This is a genomic window from uncultured Tateyamaria sp. (assembly GCF_947503415.1).
In the GTDB taxonomy this organism is placed as follows: Bacteria; Pseudomonadota; Alphaproteobacteria; order Rhodobacterales; family Rhodobacteraceae; genus Tateyamaria.
The window spans coordinates 24,096-40,614 of record NZ_CANNDS010000009.1; the positions used below are offsets into that span (position 1 = coordinate 24,096).

Sequence of the window (16,519 nt, forward strand, 5' to 3'; positions counted from 1 at the left end):
GATCTCTCCTATCATCTGTCTGCGGCGGTAATTCAGCTGCCAATTTCGTCGAGGTATTCGTCCATCTCCTGTTGAAAATCCTTGATGTCGCCCAGCATGGTCATGCCCAGATTCAGGGCCATCATGCCGACCGCTTTCTGGGAATCCGGGTCGAGGTCATCGTAGGAAATGCCAGTTGTTTCGGTGTCATTGGTGACGTCCATCTCATCCATCTGCCGGCTCCAGTGTTTCGGTGGTCGAGGCATCAGCGACCGACCCGCTGGCGATCGCGCCAAAGGAGGGCAGCTGGGCGGCGGTGTCGGGATTGGCCTGTGCGACCACACCGCGGAAGCTTTCGTATTGCGCTTCGGTCAGCGTGCCGTCTTCGATCATCTGCTGGATGGCGCTGAAGTCCATCGCGGCGGGATCACCGCCTGCGGCAACCAGCATCTCAAGCAGGGTGCCAATGGCCCGGCTGTCGGGGTCAAGACCGGCCAGCGGGTCGTCCACACCATCCGTTGCGGTCGACGCATCGACCGATGACGCGCTGTTATCTCCATCCGTGCTGCCGCCGGACGTGCCCGTATCAGTCGAAGCCGTGGTGGCCGGGACAAAGTCGGTGGGGTCCTGCCCGGTGATCTCTGCCGCACTGGGCAGATCAAGCGGGCGATCCGACATCGATTGCAACGTATCAAGGAAGGTCTGCACCAGAACCGGGTCTTCGCCTGCGAACTGGGAGAAGTCGTAAGTCTCGGCGAACTCCTTGCCGTCGAACTGATCGCCCTTGGCGGCCATCTCTTCCTTTGCGGCGTCGATGAAGTCCGAAATCCACTCGGCCACGGTTTCGACACCGGGGGGCAGCTCCGACGCATCGCCCACACCGCCCACGGCGTCCTTGCCATCGACGACCAAGTCGCCATTGGCATCACCGGGCATCGGCTCGAACTCAAAAGGTGCGAAGTCGCGGGTGAACTGGTCGAACTGTTCACGCAGCTCGGACGTGTCGACGCCGTTGCGCTCCGCCTCGCGGATCGCCCCCATGAACTCACCGCGCATCTCGAAAAACTCGCCGCGCTCCTCTTCAAACGCATCCTGCGCCTCGCCCCGGCTTTCACGGGCATCGCTGCGGACCTCGCGGGCGTCGCGGTACATGTCGGCTGCGGCCTGAACATCATCGATGGACGCATCGCCGTTGCGGTACGCATCAACGGTCTCGCGGTACCGGCCCCGTGTATCCTGCACATCATCGCGGGCTTCCTGGTATTCCTCGCGGGCCTCCTGCAACTCACCGCGCGCTTCGCCGGCTTCGTTGTATTCCATCACCAGCTCGCTGAAGTCGGAATTGAGGTCTGACTTGATCTGATCCTGATCCGTCAGCTGCCCCGCGACCTCGGCATCGGCCAGCTCCTGGGGTGTGGTGCCGGGCGCAAACCGTTCCGACGCCGCAGTCAGAGCCGCATCCATGCTTTTGAACGCGGCATCAATTGCTTCAAGTCCATCAGCCATGATCATTCTCCATCTTGTGTATTTCTGTCCGGCGCATTGATTCTCCGGAGATTGCACAGACAGCGTCGGCCACTTGCCTTTCGGCTATCTGACGACACGCGCGCTCAGCCATTTTCCCCGTCCGTCTCAACAGGTTTCTCTGTCTGGGCGGTGCCCTCGTCGGGGATGGGGGGTGCCACAACGGGCGCGGGTGCCGGGTCTTTCTTGGGCACGATGCCGTTCCAGATCTGGGTGCTGCCGCCGCGCATCACCGCGATGCGGCGCTTTTGGGGGCGGGCCACGTCCACGGTGCGCTTGGCCAGCATGGCGTAGGAATTGCGCACCAGTTCCAGATAGCGGGGCGGGCCAGACACCAGCCCCATGCCGGTCTTGACATCCAGAAAGATGGGAAACCGGGCATCGTAAAAGCCCAATTGCTGCATCGAGGATTGCAAGGCGTCGGGCGACACCTGTGCCGTGTCGATGACAAAAGATCTGACATCGGACGACTTGGTGACATGCACGCCATTGCCATCATCGAACCACACAAGGCCCGCCTCCGCCGCGATGCGGGTCAGCAGGTCCTTGGCGCTGAAGCGGCCAGTGACATTGCGCACCCTGCCCTTCAGCGTGTCATCATACATAACCGGAATGCCGTAAGCAGCGCTGACATTGGCCAGCACACCTTTGATGGGTTGATCATAGATCGCGACCCAGATGTCCTCGGCCTGAGCCGTGCCCGCGCTCAACAACAATGCAGCCACCGCGGCCCGCAGATCAGGACCCATCTCTGGGCCCCTTCTGTTTCGCGGCTTCGGCCTTGCGTCGGCGGGCCTGCCGGGCCTGCAGCTTCAAACGCTTCTGGCGGGCGATCTCGGCGGGGCGGCGCCCGTCCTCCAGCTCTGACAGATCAAAGGCCGGGTCCTGCCGCTCGTTCTGAACGGCGTCGGCGGGCCGAATGCTTGCAGGAATGTCTGACGACATGATGCTGTGTCCTTGCCAATGCGGACACCGGGAATGGGGCCGCGACAGGAACCAGTGTTCGGGGGCGACCTTTCGGGAACCTGACGACCGGGCTCAGATCAGCCGCAACTCGACCTGCACGGCCAGCGGCAAGGGTGCGCCCGACACCGCACAACGGCCCGTCACGGACTTGACCGTGTAGGTGGCGACGATCTGCGCATCCTCATCGCGCACCACATCAAGGCCCCCTGCCCCGCGTGCCAGATCACAGGCACGCACCAGATCCCGCGCCTGCGGGGTCGCCGCCTGCAACCGGTTCTGCGCGTCGATCTCTATGCCCAGACGGTGCAGCGCATCCTCGGCCTCGTCATTGATGGACAGGACAACACCGGGACCAGTGGCCAGAAACCGGGCCTTGTCGGGAAAGATGGCAAAGGTGCCGTCAAACTGGCTCAGGGCAATATCAAGCTGGCGTTCCTGGGATTGGGCAAGGGACAACAGCACCTCGTCCAGCAACGTGCCAAACCGCTCCTCGACCGCGTCGATGCGGCCCGCGCGCACCTGCGCCACGATCCCGACACCGCCGCCCATGGGGGGCGCGATGGACTGACGCTGGCGCAACACGCCCGCATGCACACTGCGCCCGTCCTCAAGACCGGGCACGGCGGCCGCCTCCGTCGCAAAGGCAGGGGACATGCGGCCAAACACCTGCGTGTCGCTGACCTGATTGTCATGAAACCACCGCAGCAACAGCACGCTGGACACATCCGGCCAGGTGCGAAACCCGTTCCACACTTCAAGCAGAAAGGCCGATGCGTCGGCGATGCGCCCGTTTCCGTGTCCGGTCATCCCGACCTAACGCGAGAACGCGCGCAACAGGCGGGGCAAATCGGCCTGCGCCTGCACCGACAGCTTTTCGCCCAATGCACGCTGATGCGCGCGCAAGGTGGATGCACTCAGGCCGGTGCGCAGCATGATCTCGGGGATCGTCAGACCACCGGCCAACAGACCCGCCAAGCGAACCTCGGCCCCGGTCAGACCAAACATCCGCGACAAGGCATCGACATCGGCGGTGCCCACATCGGCCAGATCACGCAGCAACAGCACGGGCATCCGCTGCGGGCGCAGATCGTCGGTCTCAAAGGTCAGTTGCACCAGGGCCACGCGCACACGCTCCCGGCCAAAGGCGTCCCGCAGAATAACACTTTTGGGGGTGGCGATGCCCTCGTCACGATGCAAAAGCGCCAGAACGGCCTGCAGGTGACGGTCGCTGATCGGATCGCGGGCACATAACTGGCCCGACCGGATCACAAGGGTCTGGGTATCAGCGACTATGGCCGACGCGGTTGCGTTCATCTCGGTTACGGCTCCGCAGTCGTCAAAGGCCACAACGCCCACATTTTCATTCAGATACACAGAATCGTCCTGCCAACCATTTACAACGCCCGGCGTCAGCCCAAAGGCCTCGCGCAGGGTCACGCTTTCACTGACACGGCGGTAGTTATCAATCTGCGCATGCACGGCGGGGGTCAGATCGCGCAGGGACATGCACACGTAATTCGCCAGCAACCGACCACCGGGCAATTCACTGCGAAACACCATGAACTCGTCCGATCCCATATGCGGGCGCAAGAACTCGTTCAGGATAAAGCTTTGGGCGCGGTCCTGACGGGAATAGAGATGATCCACAGACAGCCACTTCGCCGCCGGAGAACACATGACCCGCGCCGGGCGATCATCCCGAAGGCGCACCTCCGCGTCGGCAATGTAATCCAACGCCTCGTTCTTGTTGGTGCGCTCGGCCTTTTGACCGGGCAGGTTCAGAAACCGCGTATGGGTCAGACGCTGCGCACTGGCATCCATCGTGTGCACGGCCATCTTGTCGTTCAGACGGTGCCTGAGGGCGTCATGCAGACGGGCCTCGGCTTGGGCAAGTGCGGGCAGCGCATGCACTTCGATTGTTTCAAACCTGATCTGGGGCGCACGCAGCTGGTCTGTCATCAAGGCTCTCACTCTTCTTGTGGGAACGGTAAAAACACAACCTGACCGATAATCCTGCATTCCCAAAATCCGCCGTTTGCAGGAATTTGAAATACAGGCGGCAACTTGCCGAAGCGCTTTGGATGATTATGGGTATTTAACATAATACCGGATTTGTGCTGGGGCACAGCTCCGCCGAATGCGAAAGACTTGCCACAAGCTGGACAGTGCATCCAAACGCTCACGGAGCTCTGAACGGCGCGGGATGGCGCAACTATGGAGAGAAGTTACGCCATCCCGTCCCGGCCTTCGCTTCGGGTTACACAGGAGGGCCGGAACTGGCATCGACCCGGGTCAGGGCATCACATCGACACAGCACGGCATGGGCGGTGCTGGTCCGTCCCTGCCGTCGATGTGGGTCATGTGCTGCCATGTGCCTCGGGTCGCCTTACACAAATTCCGCGTACTGACCCCGGACTAGGCCCGCTGCCTTACGCCAGACTTACCGCGGCGCAGAAATCGGACGTAAGGTGCTCGAAAGGACCAGCTTGCACGCTCTGCCCTGACCCTGCTTCAGGGCCAGTTGCATGAGAGCGAGGCCGACCATGTCCACAGATGTTGCACTCCCCCCCGACCCCGGACTGAGCGAGATTGACTCGCTCGAATACATCGCAAGTTTCGAAGACCTGGCAAACAGCTTCGGCGGGAATGTGGCGGCTGGCAACGCGCACTACCAGAACGAAGGGCACACCGAAGGGCGCGACATCACCTTCTCCGCCGAGGCGTATCTGGCCGCCAATCCCGACCTGCAGGAAGAGCTTGGGACCGACGTGATGGCCGCTGCCCTGCACTACATCAACATCGGCCGCTTCGAAGGACGGCCCCTGACCGTGGGGGCCGCAGCCTCCACGCCGCACCAAACCACATCAGGTGCCCAAGTGACCCTGAACGGCGAAGCGGTGACAAAGGTCAGCAGCGCCACCGAAGGCGCCATTTCCCTGCTCAACGAATGGGTCGTCGCCGGGCTGATCACCGAAGAACAAGAAGCGGAATATGCCGCCAACGAGGTGCTGCTGACAGCCCTGCAAAAGATGGTCGATGCCGGGGGCGGTGTGGTCGAGTTTTCAAGCCAGGGCAAACTTGCCCTCGAAGAGCTTCTGGCCCAGACCGAGGACCAGATCGTCGACACGCTGGCCCGTGGGTTCACCCTCGAAACCGGACCAGCCGCCGACCAGCTTGCGGCCCTGCATCTGCTATCCTTCGGCCACAGCACCGGCTTTTACGAGCTGTTGATGAACTGGACGCTCAAGCACCAGGACAAACTGACCCTCGAATTCGATTACTACGACGGCAAGGGCGAGTTTTTCTTTGAGGTGGACGGCAGCAAGGACGACGCCGATGGCAACGCGTTTCTTGATTGGATGGAAACCAAGCTGAAGCACGGCGACGCCCACAAATACGTCGAACTTGAGTACTTCCGCGACGGTCGCGACCACGCCAAGGGCACCGGGCACACGTCCAGAAAAGGGCGCAGTCGCAAGAAGGTCCGGTCGTCGGAAAGCATGACCATCACCTTCGAAACCATGTCCCGCGTGCTCAGGGACCACGACGCTCAGGACCGTGTCAACGTGCTGGGTCGGGTCTTTGGCTGGGACGAAAAACACCCGGCCCGCGGCATGCATGTGGGTGGCATGAACCGCTTTGATATCGACGACAACAGCCGCAAGGATCCGGGTGGCTACGGTGGCGCCATGTTCCGCGAAGCAATGGACCTGATGCACCCCGAATTTACCACAGGCAGCGACGTATTCGTGGTCAATGCAGATCATGCAAGCGTCGTGGATGATACGGAAATCAGCGACACCAACGTCATTGTGGTGGGCGGCGACAGCGCCGCTGTCCAGACCCGGTCCGGCGACACCACGGTCGCCTTGTCCGACACCAACAACACCGACATTTCCACCGGTGCCGGCGGCTCCGTCATCACCGCGAACGGCACCGACGGGCTGACCATCACGGACACGGATGACCAGTCCAGCAACTCGGTCGATGTGCAGGGTCAAAAGAACAGCATCATCGCCTTCAGCGGCGAGAACGCCAATGCCCACATCATCACCGACGAAGGGATCAACGCGATCATCGTGGGCAACGGCACGCTGATGAACCTCAATGCCGAAACCGATGGCGAAACGTTCTTTGGATTGCAGGCGGGTGCGGCCCTGCTCAACGGCAATATCGAAGACCACAACGAGCTGGAATTCAACGCCCAAGCCGGCAGTCTGGTGGACGGTTTCCACCTGCATGCAGGCGATGATGACGACACGCTGATCTTCAACGGGCAGGTCACCAACAGCGTTATCCGGGCAGGGGACGATGACGACACACTTGTCTTCAACGGCCAGAATGTCGGCAACATCGTCCGCACCGGCGATGGCAATGACTATGTGGATATCGGCCCTGAATTCCGGGGCAATTTCGGCCTCGAAGACAGCGCCTCGTCGTGGATGTGGATGAACGGAGACGAGATTTTCGAGAACGACACGGTCGTTCTGCGTCACCCCAGTATGCTCGAGGGGATGCAGTCCGAAGGCTGGCAATTGATCGACGATGACAAGCTGGTCGCCTACGACACCGATGGCAGCATTCTGGCGCAGATCAACCTGACCGGGGACGCCGAAAACATCGAAGGCATCTTTGCTTCGGACGGTCAGGGCGGGTTCACCGCGCTGCAACAGATCCCGCCCGAAGTGCGCGTGAAACTGTCGTGGCTGGGCACGCTCTCGACCGTGCTGATGGCCGTGGGTGCGGTGTTCCCACCGGCGGCGATTGCCGGGGCCGCAGCACGCTTTGCCTATGACGTCGCCAACGACAATGTGTCCTTCACCAACGCGCTGATGACCGGGGCCGCCGTGGCCTCGGCTGGCAGCGCGGGCGGGGCCGGACAGGCGCTTGCGCCCAAATGGGTGGCCCCTGCCCTTCAGGGTGGCGCTGCCGCCATCAATGGCGACTGGGAGAACTTCGCCCAGAACGTGGTGCTGACCGCAGCGGGCGCGCAGGCCGAAGGGCTCTTTGGCCTTGATGGGTTGCCGATCGAATTTGCCAAGCTGTCCAACACCGTCGAGGCGGGGATCATGGTGGTCGACGGGATCGAAAGCGGCTCTGCCTTCGAGGTGGCCGAAGGGGTCTTCCTGCTCGGGGCGTCTGTCAGCGATCAGGGCACAACCCAACTGCTTCTGGGCGGTGCAGACGCCACGAAGATCGGCGAAGCGATCGAGTCCGGCGACCTTGGTCCGCTGCTGGGCGTTGGCCTGAGCTTCCTGCAATCCCAAGGGTTCTTTGGCGAGCAGACGCCGCCCGCCACCATCGGGGATGTCACGTATGAGCTGGCAGATGTGGGCTGAGATGACCGCTTTGGACCGGCACGGGCGCCATCGCGACCACGCCGCAACAGCGCGAGGCGAATATGGGTTCACCCGAGGGTCAGGTGTAGGGTCCCCTCCCCCTTACCGCCGCGACCTTTTGGTTGGGCGCAAGCAGTCGGTTCGGGCTGTTTGCGCCCTTTTTGGTTCTGAGAGACGTGTGCGCCCTGCCCTGCCCCGTCTCAGAGAATCGGTGGTGATTCTGAGTGGTTCGGACGTCCTGCTGGGGGTATTTCGAGGGCGCATCGATACGCGTTGCCCTCGACGATCTGGGCTATGTGAGTTTCGAGGACCGGGATGGCTGGAAGGTTGGGTTTTGTGCGTGTCGCGCTTTGACAGAACGGTGTCGCAAAGGTTTTTGACAGCCGTGCAAATCTGGATAAACGTTTAGTTACAGTATGTTGCGTGATTTTCAGTGAAACTGGGTGCTGACGAACGCTCACCCGTCATGCTGGTGTGTTCCCAGATGTTGTAGCCTGAAACGGCCAGTCTGCTGCCTCTAGTGGTCTTGCAGACCGATGCCATGCTGAGACCTGCCGCAAAGAAAATCGTTGTGGATAAGTCACTTCCGGGGTAGTCACAGTTTAAAGATAGAAACCGCGTTAAAAGCGGTAATAGGCGAGGCGACACAATGCGAGAAGCACCGTTTGGCGGTGACGCGGGGCAGATGTCCTTTGACGAGATCATTCTCCGACAGGGAGAGCTGATTTCCGACAGGCTCAACATCTTGCGTCAGGAACAGTATCCCCCGAATGCCCAAAAGGGTCTACGGCAATTTTCGCTGGCCGAGGTTGCGTATTACCTGGGCGTCACGCAATCGACGATCAAGAAGCTGCATCTGGAAGGGAAGGGGCCTGCGCCCGAAACCTCTGCCTCTGGCCGCCGGTCCTATTCAGCGGAACAGATGCTGGAACTGCGCGCCTATCTGGATGCGCATGGCCGTCCGGGCAAACGGCAGTATCTGCCGCACCGGACGGACGGTGAGGACCTGCATGTCATCTCGGTCGTGAACTTCAAGGGCGGTTCGGGCAAGACAACGACGGCGGCGCATCTGGCGCAGCACCTCGCCCTCAAGGGGCATCGTGTGCTGGCCGTGGATCTTGACCCGCAGGCGTCGCTGACCGCGCTGCACGGCATTCAGCCCGAGTTAGACTCTGTTTTGTCGCTGTACGAGACGTTGCGCTATGATGATGAGCGCCAGCCAATCAGCGCGGTGATCCGGCCCACGAACTTTCCCAATCTCGATATCGTGCCCGCAAGCCTGGACCTGCAGGAATACGAGTATGACACGCCCGTGGCGCTGACCAGCAGTGACCCGTCCGAAGGGCGCGCGTTCTTCACCCGGATTTCCAAGGCATTGGAAGAGGTCGAGGATCAGTACGATATCGTGGTGATCGATTGCCCGCCGCAGCTTGGGTATCTGACGTTGACGGCGCTCACGGCCTCCACATCCGTTCTGATCACGGTGCATCCGCAAATGCTGGACGTGATGTCGATGAGCCAGTTTCTGTTGATGCTGGGTGGCATCCTGCAAACCATCCGCGAGGCGGGGGCCGAGATGCGGCTGCAATGGTTCCGCTATCTGGTGACGCGGTTTGAACCCACGGACGGGCCGCAAAAGCAGATGGTCGGGTTCTTGCAGGCGATGTTTCCGAACCAGATGCTGGAAGCGCAGATGGTGAAGTCCACCGCCATTTCGGATGCGGGGATCACGAAACAGACCCTGTACGAGGTGGAACGGTCCCAGTTTGTCCGGTCCACCTATGACCGGGCGATCACGTCGCTGAACGCCGTGAACGATGAGATTACCGGCCTTGTGCACGAAGCGTGGGGGCGGGACAGCGCATGAGTATGACAGCCGTGCAGGCGCGGGTTTGACCGCAAGAAAGAGGAGGGCGACATGGCACGAAAAGACCTGTTGAAATCCGTGATCGGACAACCGGCGGACACGCCTGCGGGCAGTGGGCGATCCAGCTATGCGATGCGGGGTGCGTCGAAGTCGATGAAAGTGTCCATCGACAGTCTGGCCGAGAATTCCAAGCGCTTGCTGGAAGGCGAAACCATTGTCGAATTAGACCCTAACTTGGTCGATGCGTCATTTGTCAGTGATCGTCTGAGCGGCGATGACGAGGCGTTTGAGGAGTTGAAGGCGTCGATTGCGGCGAGTGGTCAGGACACGCCTGTGCTGTTGCGTCCGCACCCGGATGAGCCGGGCCGCTATATGGTTGTCTTTGGGCATCGCCGGGTGCGCGTGGCCCATGCCCTCGGGCGTCCTGTCCGTGCCGTCGTCAAGGAGATGGACGATGTGGCCCACGTGCTGGCGCAGGGGCAGGAGAACACCGCCCGCGCCGATCTGTCCTTTATCGAAAAGGCGCAGTTCGCCAAGAACCTGGTCGATCACGGGCAGGACAAGGAGGTTGTGCAGCAGGCGCTGACCGTTGATGCGTCCTTGCTGTCGCGGCTGCTGTCGGTGTCGCAAACGGTGCCGGAGCTGGTCATCGATGCCATTGGCCCGGCCAAGCAGGTGGGCCGTGACCGGTGGGAAGAGTTCAAGAAGATGATGGCGGACGAGGCCAATCAGGGCATTGCGTACCGCGTGATCAAGACCGAGGCCTTTGCCAGGGCCAACAGCGATGCACGGTTCGAGCTGCTGCACAGCCAGGTGTTGAAGGCGGGGACATTGCCCAAGCGCAGTGCGGCGCGGGGCACGATGCCCAAGCGCACGTGGACTGCGGGGCAGGGCCGTATCAAGGGTGTGGTGGGCCGGTCTGGCCGTGCCTACAGCATCTCGCTCACATCCAAGGATTCCGCAGCGTTCGGGGAGTTTCTATCCGACAACCTCGACCGGCTTTACGCGGATTTTCTGTCTCGATCGAAGGAGAGATAGACGACATGACCTGAGGCAAAAGAAAAGCCCCCAAGCCGATCCGGCCCGAGAGCTTATCCGTAGATTAGACACCTTTTGGATACCGCCCTCGCGAATCACTGTCAACGAAAAGACGTCGTTTTGGCGAACGGAGCCCTTTTGCCTCTCATAACCACGGAGGTGAAATACAGGCATGACACAGAGCGGTTGGCGCAAGCCGACGCCGGCGCTTGGGCACGCGGATCAGCTGGCCCGAGACGGCGAACAGAATTCTAGTGCCCGGACACAGTGCAGTGTCGCGGTGAAGCGGGTGGGTGTGCATATTGGTCTGAAAGCGGCTGATTTGCTTTTGTTAGACACGCTTGTGGCCTTTACCCAGCCGCAGGACTGGGAGGCGGGCAGGCGGCCCATCGTGTGGGCGTCGAATGCGTTTTTGATGGAGCGGACGGGGTTTTCCCTGTCGACCCTCAAACGTCACGCGCGGCGGTTGGTCGAGGTGGGTGTGGTGACTTTTCGCGACAGTCCCAATGGCAAGCGTTGGGGGCGTCGGGATGCGGACGGTGTGATTGTGGAGGCCTACGGCTTTGATCTGGCGCCGTTGAGTGCGCGTGTGTCCGAATTCGAGGCGCTGGCTGCGGCCTTGGCCGAGGAGCGGGCCTTGTGTCAGCGTTTGAAGCGCCAGATCACCATTGCCCGCCGCAGCATTCGTGCGCGCCTTGAGGCGGTGCAGGAGGGCAGGGGGCTGTCTGGGCTTTGGGATGCGTTCGAGGCGCTCTTGGCCCGTCTTCCGGGTCCGCGTACGGGATCTGAGGTGCTGGAGGCGCTGGCATTGCGGTTCAGGGCACTGCTGGCGCGTGTGGAAAAGATGTGCATCGAGAACATCAAGACTGAGAATATGGCCCCCAGGGAGGTCAATTCTGACCCCCACATACCAATTACAAAACAACTTCATTCTGTAACCTGTAATTCCTCTGAAAATGAGGAAGCCGGGACCGTGGCGCCGGATCAGGAGCGGGTGGTGCCTGTGGATGGCGCGAAAACAGGCTCTAACAAGGGTGGAGTGAGTGTTGATCTGCCGGTGATCCTGCAGGCCTGTCCCGAATTTGCCACTTGGGGGCGGAACCTCGGCGGGTATATCCGCGATTGGCATGATTTTGTGCGCGTGGCGGGTGAATTGAGACCGATGATTGGTGTTTCGGAACCGGCATGGGCCTTGGCGCAGGCGCAAATGGGCAGGCCCGCGGCGGCGGCGGCATTGGCGCTTGTGTTCGAGAAGGTGCATACCGGCGAGGTGACGTCACCGGGTGGGTATCTGCGCGGGATGGCCGAGAAAGCCGGGGCAGGGGAGTTGCATCTGGAGCGGAGTTTCTTTGGTCGGTTGAGTGAGATGGCGGCATGATTGGCTGCCATAGACCTTGCAAATCTTCCATGGGGTGGAATAAATGCAAGGTATGATTAGCCGAACCCATCTTGCCAAACTTGAACGCGCGCTGGACAGCCAAGCGGGTGTTGTCCTGCTGGGGCCGCGTCAGGTGGGCAAGACCACGCTGGCCCAGGACATCGCAGAGACGCGGGAGGCTGTCTATCTGGATATGGAGCGGGCGGCGGATCGGCAGATCCTCGAAGAGCCGGACCTGTATCTGGATGAACAGGTGGGCAAACTGGTCGTCATTGACGAGGTGCAGCTGATGCCGGGCCTGTTTGGCGCGTTGCGTGGACAGATCGACCGGCGGCGCAGGGCGGGGCACCGGACGGGGCAATTCCTGCTGCTGGGATCGGCGTCCAACACGCTGTTGCAACAAAGCGCGGAGTCGCTGGCCGGGCGGGTCAGCTACCATGAATTGACGCCATTTACGCTGGATGAGGTGGGGCAGGGCGCGCTGGCGCGGCTGTGGCTGCGGGGCGGATTTCCGGACAGTTTTCTGAGCAATTCGGACCGGGACAGCCTGACCTGGCGCGAGGATTTCATCCGCACCTATCTGGAGCGGGACATTCCGGCCCTTGGCCTGCGCATTCCGGCAGAGACGTTGCGCCGGTTCTGGACGATGCTCGCGCACGAGCAGGGCGGGCTAATCAATGCAGCCAAGATTGCCGCTGGACTGGGTGTCTCGGGCCAAAGCGTGGCGCGGTATCTGGATGTGCTGGTGGATCTGATGCTGGTGCGGCGTCTGCCCCCCTGGCACGCCAATGCGGGCAAGCGGCTGGTGAAATCGCCCAAGGTCTACATCCGCGATGCGGGTCTGACACACGCGCTTTTGGGGCTTGAGACGCAAGAGGCGCTGTTGGGACACCCGGTGGTTGGCGGGTCGTGGGAAGGGTTCTGCATCGAGAACCTGATTGCCGCTGCCCCGCGTGGGACAGAGGCCAGTTTTTACCGGTCCTCAGCCGGGGCGGAGATTGATCTGATCCTGAAATTGCCCGATCAGCGCCTGTGGGCGGTTGAGGTCAAGCGCACCACGTCGCCCAAGGTCAGCCGGGGCTTTCACATCGCATCGGACGAGTTGGACGTGGCCGAACGGCTGCTGGTCTATGCCGCCGAGCGTGAGGTGCCGGGGCAGGGCGGGTTGCGTGCCATGCCCTTGTCCGCCGCCATTGACCGGTTACGCACCCTGTAAGCGACTGTTACCGAACGACAAACACGGATTGTGTGGCGTGACGGGCCACGCGCGCCGCGTTGGGGCCGATCAGGTAGTCTTTCAGTTCCGGGCTGTGCGCGCCGACGATGATCGCGTCGATCTCAAGCGCATTGGCGGCGCGGATGATCTGATCATAAACGGTGCCTTCGGCGATGTGCGCCTTGTAGGTGACATCATCCGGGATCGTTGCCTTGGCCCATGCGGACAGGGCGGCCTCTGCCGCTGCGAGCGCCTGTTTGACGTGATCGGGACCAAGCGACGCGCTGACAATCGCCATGCCGTTGTCGGGCACCACGTTCAGCAGGTGGAGCGTGGCCCCTTCGGCGCGTGCCATGGATATCGCGGCTTGCGCGCTGCGGACGGCCCCTTCGGATGCGTTCACATCGACGGCGAGAAGCAATGTGTTGAACATGTGATCTCTCCCTAGAATGCAGGTTGCGTGGCGCGGCGGCGCTGGATCAGGACAAGCCCGCCCAGAAGCAGCAGGGCGGGGATGAAGAAAAGCTCTTTGGGCATCCGCTCGTTTTCGATCTGCACTTGCGTGATCTGGACGGGCGTGTCGCCGTAGAAGTCGTATTCGTTCCCGAGGCTTTCGAAGAACGGCGTGCCGGGGAAGGGTTCGTCCATGGCCAGAACGTCGCCGTCGGGCAGCACGGTCAGCCCCTGGGCATCAAGCGCCCCTTCGGCATCGCCGCTGATCGCCGGGAGCGTGATGGTCGTGGGTCGTATGCGCCCGGTGTCAAAGTCTGGCCCTTCGATCACCACACGCAATTCGCGGTCGGTGTCTGCGCTGGCCATCAGTTCGATGGCGGCGGGGCCAGAGGCGGATTGGTATTTCTCGCTGACTTGGTCCAGCAGGAAGTCCGGCCTGAAGAGCATGAAGGCGATGCCCAGCAAGGCGACCGTTTCCCATGTGCGGGATTTGGCGATGAAATATCCTTGGGTTGCGGCCGCGAAGAGGAGCATCGCAATTAGGGAGATGAAGAAGACGAGGATCGCCTTGGCAAAGCCTACGTCGATCAACAGCAGGTCGGTGTTGAAGATGAACAGGAAGGGCAGGAGGGCCGTGCGGATATCGTAGGCGAAGCCTTGGACACCGGTCTTGATCGGGTCACCGCGTGATATGGCCGCCGCCGCATAGGCCGCGAGCCCCACGGGCGGCGTATCATCAGCTAAGATACCGAAGTAAAACACAAAAAGGTGCACCGCGATCAGCGGGAAGATGTAGCCCGCCTGTGCGCCGACCGTCAGGATCACCGGTGCCATGAGCGAGGACACAACGATGTAATTGGCCGTTGTGGGCAGGCCCATGCCAAGGATCAGCGACATGATCGCGACGAGGATCAGGAGGATCCAGATGTTGCCGCCTGCGATGACCTCGACCACCTGACCGATGACCTGATGCGCGCCGGTGAGGCTGATGGTGCCGACGATCACGCCAGCGGCCCCGGTGGCGACGCCAATGCCGATCATGTTGCGTGCGCCAAGGATCAGACCGTCGATGAAATCGCGCCAGCCTTGGATGGTGGAACTGCCGAAGCCTTCACCCCGGAACATCGCCTTGAGCGGGCGATGGGTGAGGGCGACCACGATCATGAAGATGGTGGCCCAGAAGGCCGAGAGCGACGGCGACAGTCGGTCAAGGCTGTCTGTGCGGACCATGAGGTTCCACACGAGGATGAAGATCGGCAGGGCGAAATAAGCCCCGCCCAGCAGGGTCGGGGTGAGGCGTGGCGCCTCGAGCGGGCCGTCGGGGTCGTCCATCGCCACATCCGGGTAGCGGGAGGCGAAATAGACCAGAACGAGGTAGAGCAGTGCCACAATCACGACCGCGCCATACACGCTTTCGGTCATGAAATTGTCGAGTACGCTGCGCAGGCCGATCATCACGAAGGTGCAGGCCCCGAGGAAAATGAAGCCCGACAGGAACAGGATCAGGATCAGGACGGGGCCGATATGGCGGCCCGCCTTTTTCAGGCCCTGCATCTGCATTTTCAGTGCTTCGAGGTGCACGATATAGAGCAGCGCGATGTAGCTGATCACGGCAGGCAGGAAGGCGTGTTTGACCACGTCGATATAGGGAATGTTGACATATTCGACCATGAGGAAGGCCGCGGCCCCCATCACGGGCGGAGTGAGCTGGCCGTTGGTGGAGGACGCCACCTCGACCGCGCCGGCCTTTTCTGCGGGGAAGCCGATGCGCTTCATCAGGGGGATGGTGAATGTGCCCGTGGTCACGGTGTTGGAGATCGACGAGCCCGAGATCATGCCGGTGAGCATGGATGACAGGACGGACGCCTTGGCCGGGCCGCCGCGCAGGGCCCCCAGAAGGGCGATGGCGACCTTGATGAACCACGACCCGCCGCCTGCGCGGTCGAGCAGGGCGCCGAAGAGCACAAACAGGAAGATCATGGAGGTGGAGACGCCCAGGGCGACGCCGAACACGCCTTCGGTCTGCATCCAGTAGTGGCCCAAGGCTTTGGACAGGGACGCGCCGCCGTAGTTCGTGATTTCGCGCGCCCATTCGGAGTATCCGCCGAAGAAGGCGAAGGCGACGAACGAGGTGGCGATGATGACCAGTGGCAGGCCCAGCGAGCGGTAGACCGCGATCAGCAAGACCACCATGCCGATGGAGGACATGACGATGTCAGATGTACTCCACAGCCCCGGACGGTCCGCGATCTGGAAGCGGAAGACCACGAGGTAGAGACAGGAGCCGACGCCCAGCAGGATCAGTACCCAATCGTACATCGGGATGCGGTCCTTGGGGGAGGTCTTGAACAGGGGAAAAGCGAGCGTTGCCAGCATGATGGCAAAGGCGAGGTGGACGAAACGGGCTTGGGCCACGATGTTGGCGAAGATGCCCATTCCGGTGGCCTGCGCCACGATGCCCGGCACTTTGGAGGCGATGTAAAGCTGGAACAGGGACCATGCGATGCAGGTGCCGATGATCAGCTTGGCCTGCCATGCGGCAGAGGGGTTGCGCGCGCCGGTATCGGCCTCGGCCACCAGATCGTCAGCGGTCTGGTCCACGGTGGCTTTTTGGTCTGTCATCTTGTCCCTCCGGCGCGGGCTTTTGGTGCCCGTCTGCTGGTTCAAATAGATAAATCAAAAACGCCCGGGGCGTGGGCCCCGGGCGCTTGGTCTTGGAGGCTTATTCCATCAAGCCCAGTTCTTTGTAGGCTTTGGCC

The 16,519-nt window shown here is 61.6% G+C and carries 13 protein-coding genes; 5 read left to right on the forward strand and 8 right to left on the reverse strand.

Translation table 11 applies throughout. The features are described 5' to 3' along the window. Positions 1-32: 32 nt before the first annotated feature. The 6 genes from Q1A32_RS23450 to Q1A32_RS23475 form a co-directional block, all read right to left on the reverse strand. Positions 33-212, reverse strand: coding sequence for a hypothetical protein (locus tag Q1A32_RS23450; RefSeq protein ID WP_299616169.1), 180 nt, complete (start codon positions 210-212; stop codon positions 33-35). Next, complete coding sequence (locus tag Q1A32_RS23455) at positions 205-1,485, reverse strand: hypothetical protein (protein WP_299658302.1); 1,281 nt, start codon at positions 1,483-1,485, stop codon at positions 205-207. The genes Q1A32_RS23450 and Q1A32_RS23455 overlap by 8 nt, the downstream gene beginning before the upstream one ends. A gap of 104 nt (positions 1,486-1,589) precedes the next feature. Continuing rightward, positions 1,590-2,252 (reverse strand): hypothetical protein, encoded by a 663-nt coding sequence (locus Q1A32_RS23460; protein WP_299658304.1) that lies wholly within the window; start codon positions 2,250-2,252, stop codon positions 1,590-1,592. Beyond that, positions 2,242-2,448 carry a hypothetical protein gene (locus tag Q1A32_RS23465; protein ID WP_299616175.1) on the reverse strand — a complete coding sequence of 69 codons (207 nt, stop codon included), beginning with the start codon at positions 2,446-2,448 and terminating at the stop codon, positions 2,242-2,244. The genes Q1A32_RS23460 and Q1A32_RS23465 overlap by 11 nt, the downstream gene beginning before the upstream one ends. A gap of 93 nt (positions 2,449-2,541) precedes the next feature. Beyond that, positions 2,542-3,276 carry a hypothetical protein gene (locus tag Q1A32_RS23470; protein ID WP_299658305.1) on the reverse strand — a complete coding sequence of 245 codons (735 nt, stop codon included), beginning with the start codon at positions 3,274-3,276 and terminating at the stop codon, positions 2,542-2,544. Positions 3,277-3,282: 6 nt separating this feature from the next. Beyond that, positions 3,283-4,428, reverse strand: coding sequence for a hypothetical protein (locus tag Q1A32_RS23475; RefSeq protein WP_299658306.1), 1,146 nt, complete (start codon positions 4,426-4,428; stop codon positions 3,283-3,285). 584 nt (positions 4,429-5,012) lie between these two features. On the opposite strand from Q1A32_RS23475, the gene Q1A32_RS23480 reads away from it, so the two are divergent. The 5 genes from Q1A32_RS23480 to Q1A32_RS23500 all read left to right on the forward strand — a co-directional run bounded on the left by Q1A32_RS23480 (position 5,013) and on the right by Q1A32_RS23500 (position 13,307). Next, positions 5,013-7,808: a hypothetical protein gene (locus Q1A32_RS23480; protein WP_299658307.1), complete on the forward strand. Its 2,796-nt coding sequence runs from the start codon at positions 5,013-5,015 to the stop codon at positions 7,806-7,808. 649 nt (positions 7,809-8,457) lie between these two features. Next, positions 8,458-9,675, forward strand: a complete 1,218-nt coding sequence (repA, locus tag Q1A32_RS23485) for a plasmid partitioning protein RepA (protein ID WP_299658308.1) — start codon at positions 8,458-8,460, stop codon at positions 9,673-9,675. A 51-nt stretch (positions 9,676-9,726) separates the two neighbouring features. Further along, the gene (repB, locus tag Q1A32_RS23490; RefSeq protein WP_299658309.1) at positions 9,727-10,713 is read left to right on the forward strand and encodes a plasmid partitioning protein RepB; all 987 of its coding nucleotides are present in this window, start codon (positions 9,727-9,729) and stop codon (positions 10,711-10,713) included. A 172-nt stretch (positions 10,714-10,885) separates the two neighbouring features. Continuing rightward, on the forward strand, positions 10,886-12,091 hold the full coding sequence (repC, locus tag Q1A32_RS23495; protein ID WP_299658310.1) for a plasmid replication protein RepC: 1,206 nt from the start codon (positions 10,886-10,888) through the stop codon (positions 12,089-12,091). 43 nt (positions 12,092-12,134) lie between these two features. Next, on the forward strand, positions 12,135-13,307 hold the full coding sequence (locus tag Q1A32_RS23500) for an ATP-binding protein (protein ID WP_299658312.1): 1,173 nt from the start codon (positions 12,135-12,137) through the stop codon (positions 13,305-13,307). A 7-nt stretch (positions 13,308-13,314) separates the two neighbouring features. Here the strand turns inward: Q1A32_RS23500 and Q1A32_RS23505 are convergent, their stop codons facing one another. Further along, positions 13,315-13,740 (reverse strand): universal stress protein, encoded by a 426-nt coding sequence (locus tag Q1A32_RS23505; protein WP_299658314.1) that lies wholly within the window; start codon positions 13,738-13,740, stop codon positions 13,315-13,317. Between the two features lie 11 nt (positions 13,741-13,751). Next, positions 13,752-16,382 (reverse strand): TRAP transporter permease, encoded by a 2,631-nt coding sequence (locus Q1A32_RS23510; RefSeq protein ID WP_299658316.1) that lies wholly within the window; start codon positions 16,380-16,382, stop codon positions 13,752-13,754. Positions 16,383-16,519: the final 137 nt, after the last annotated feature.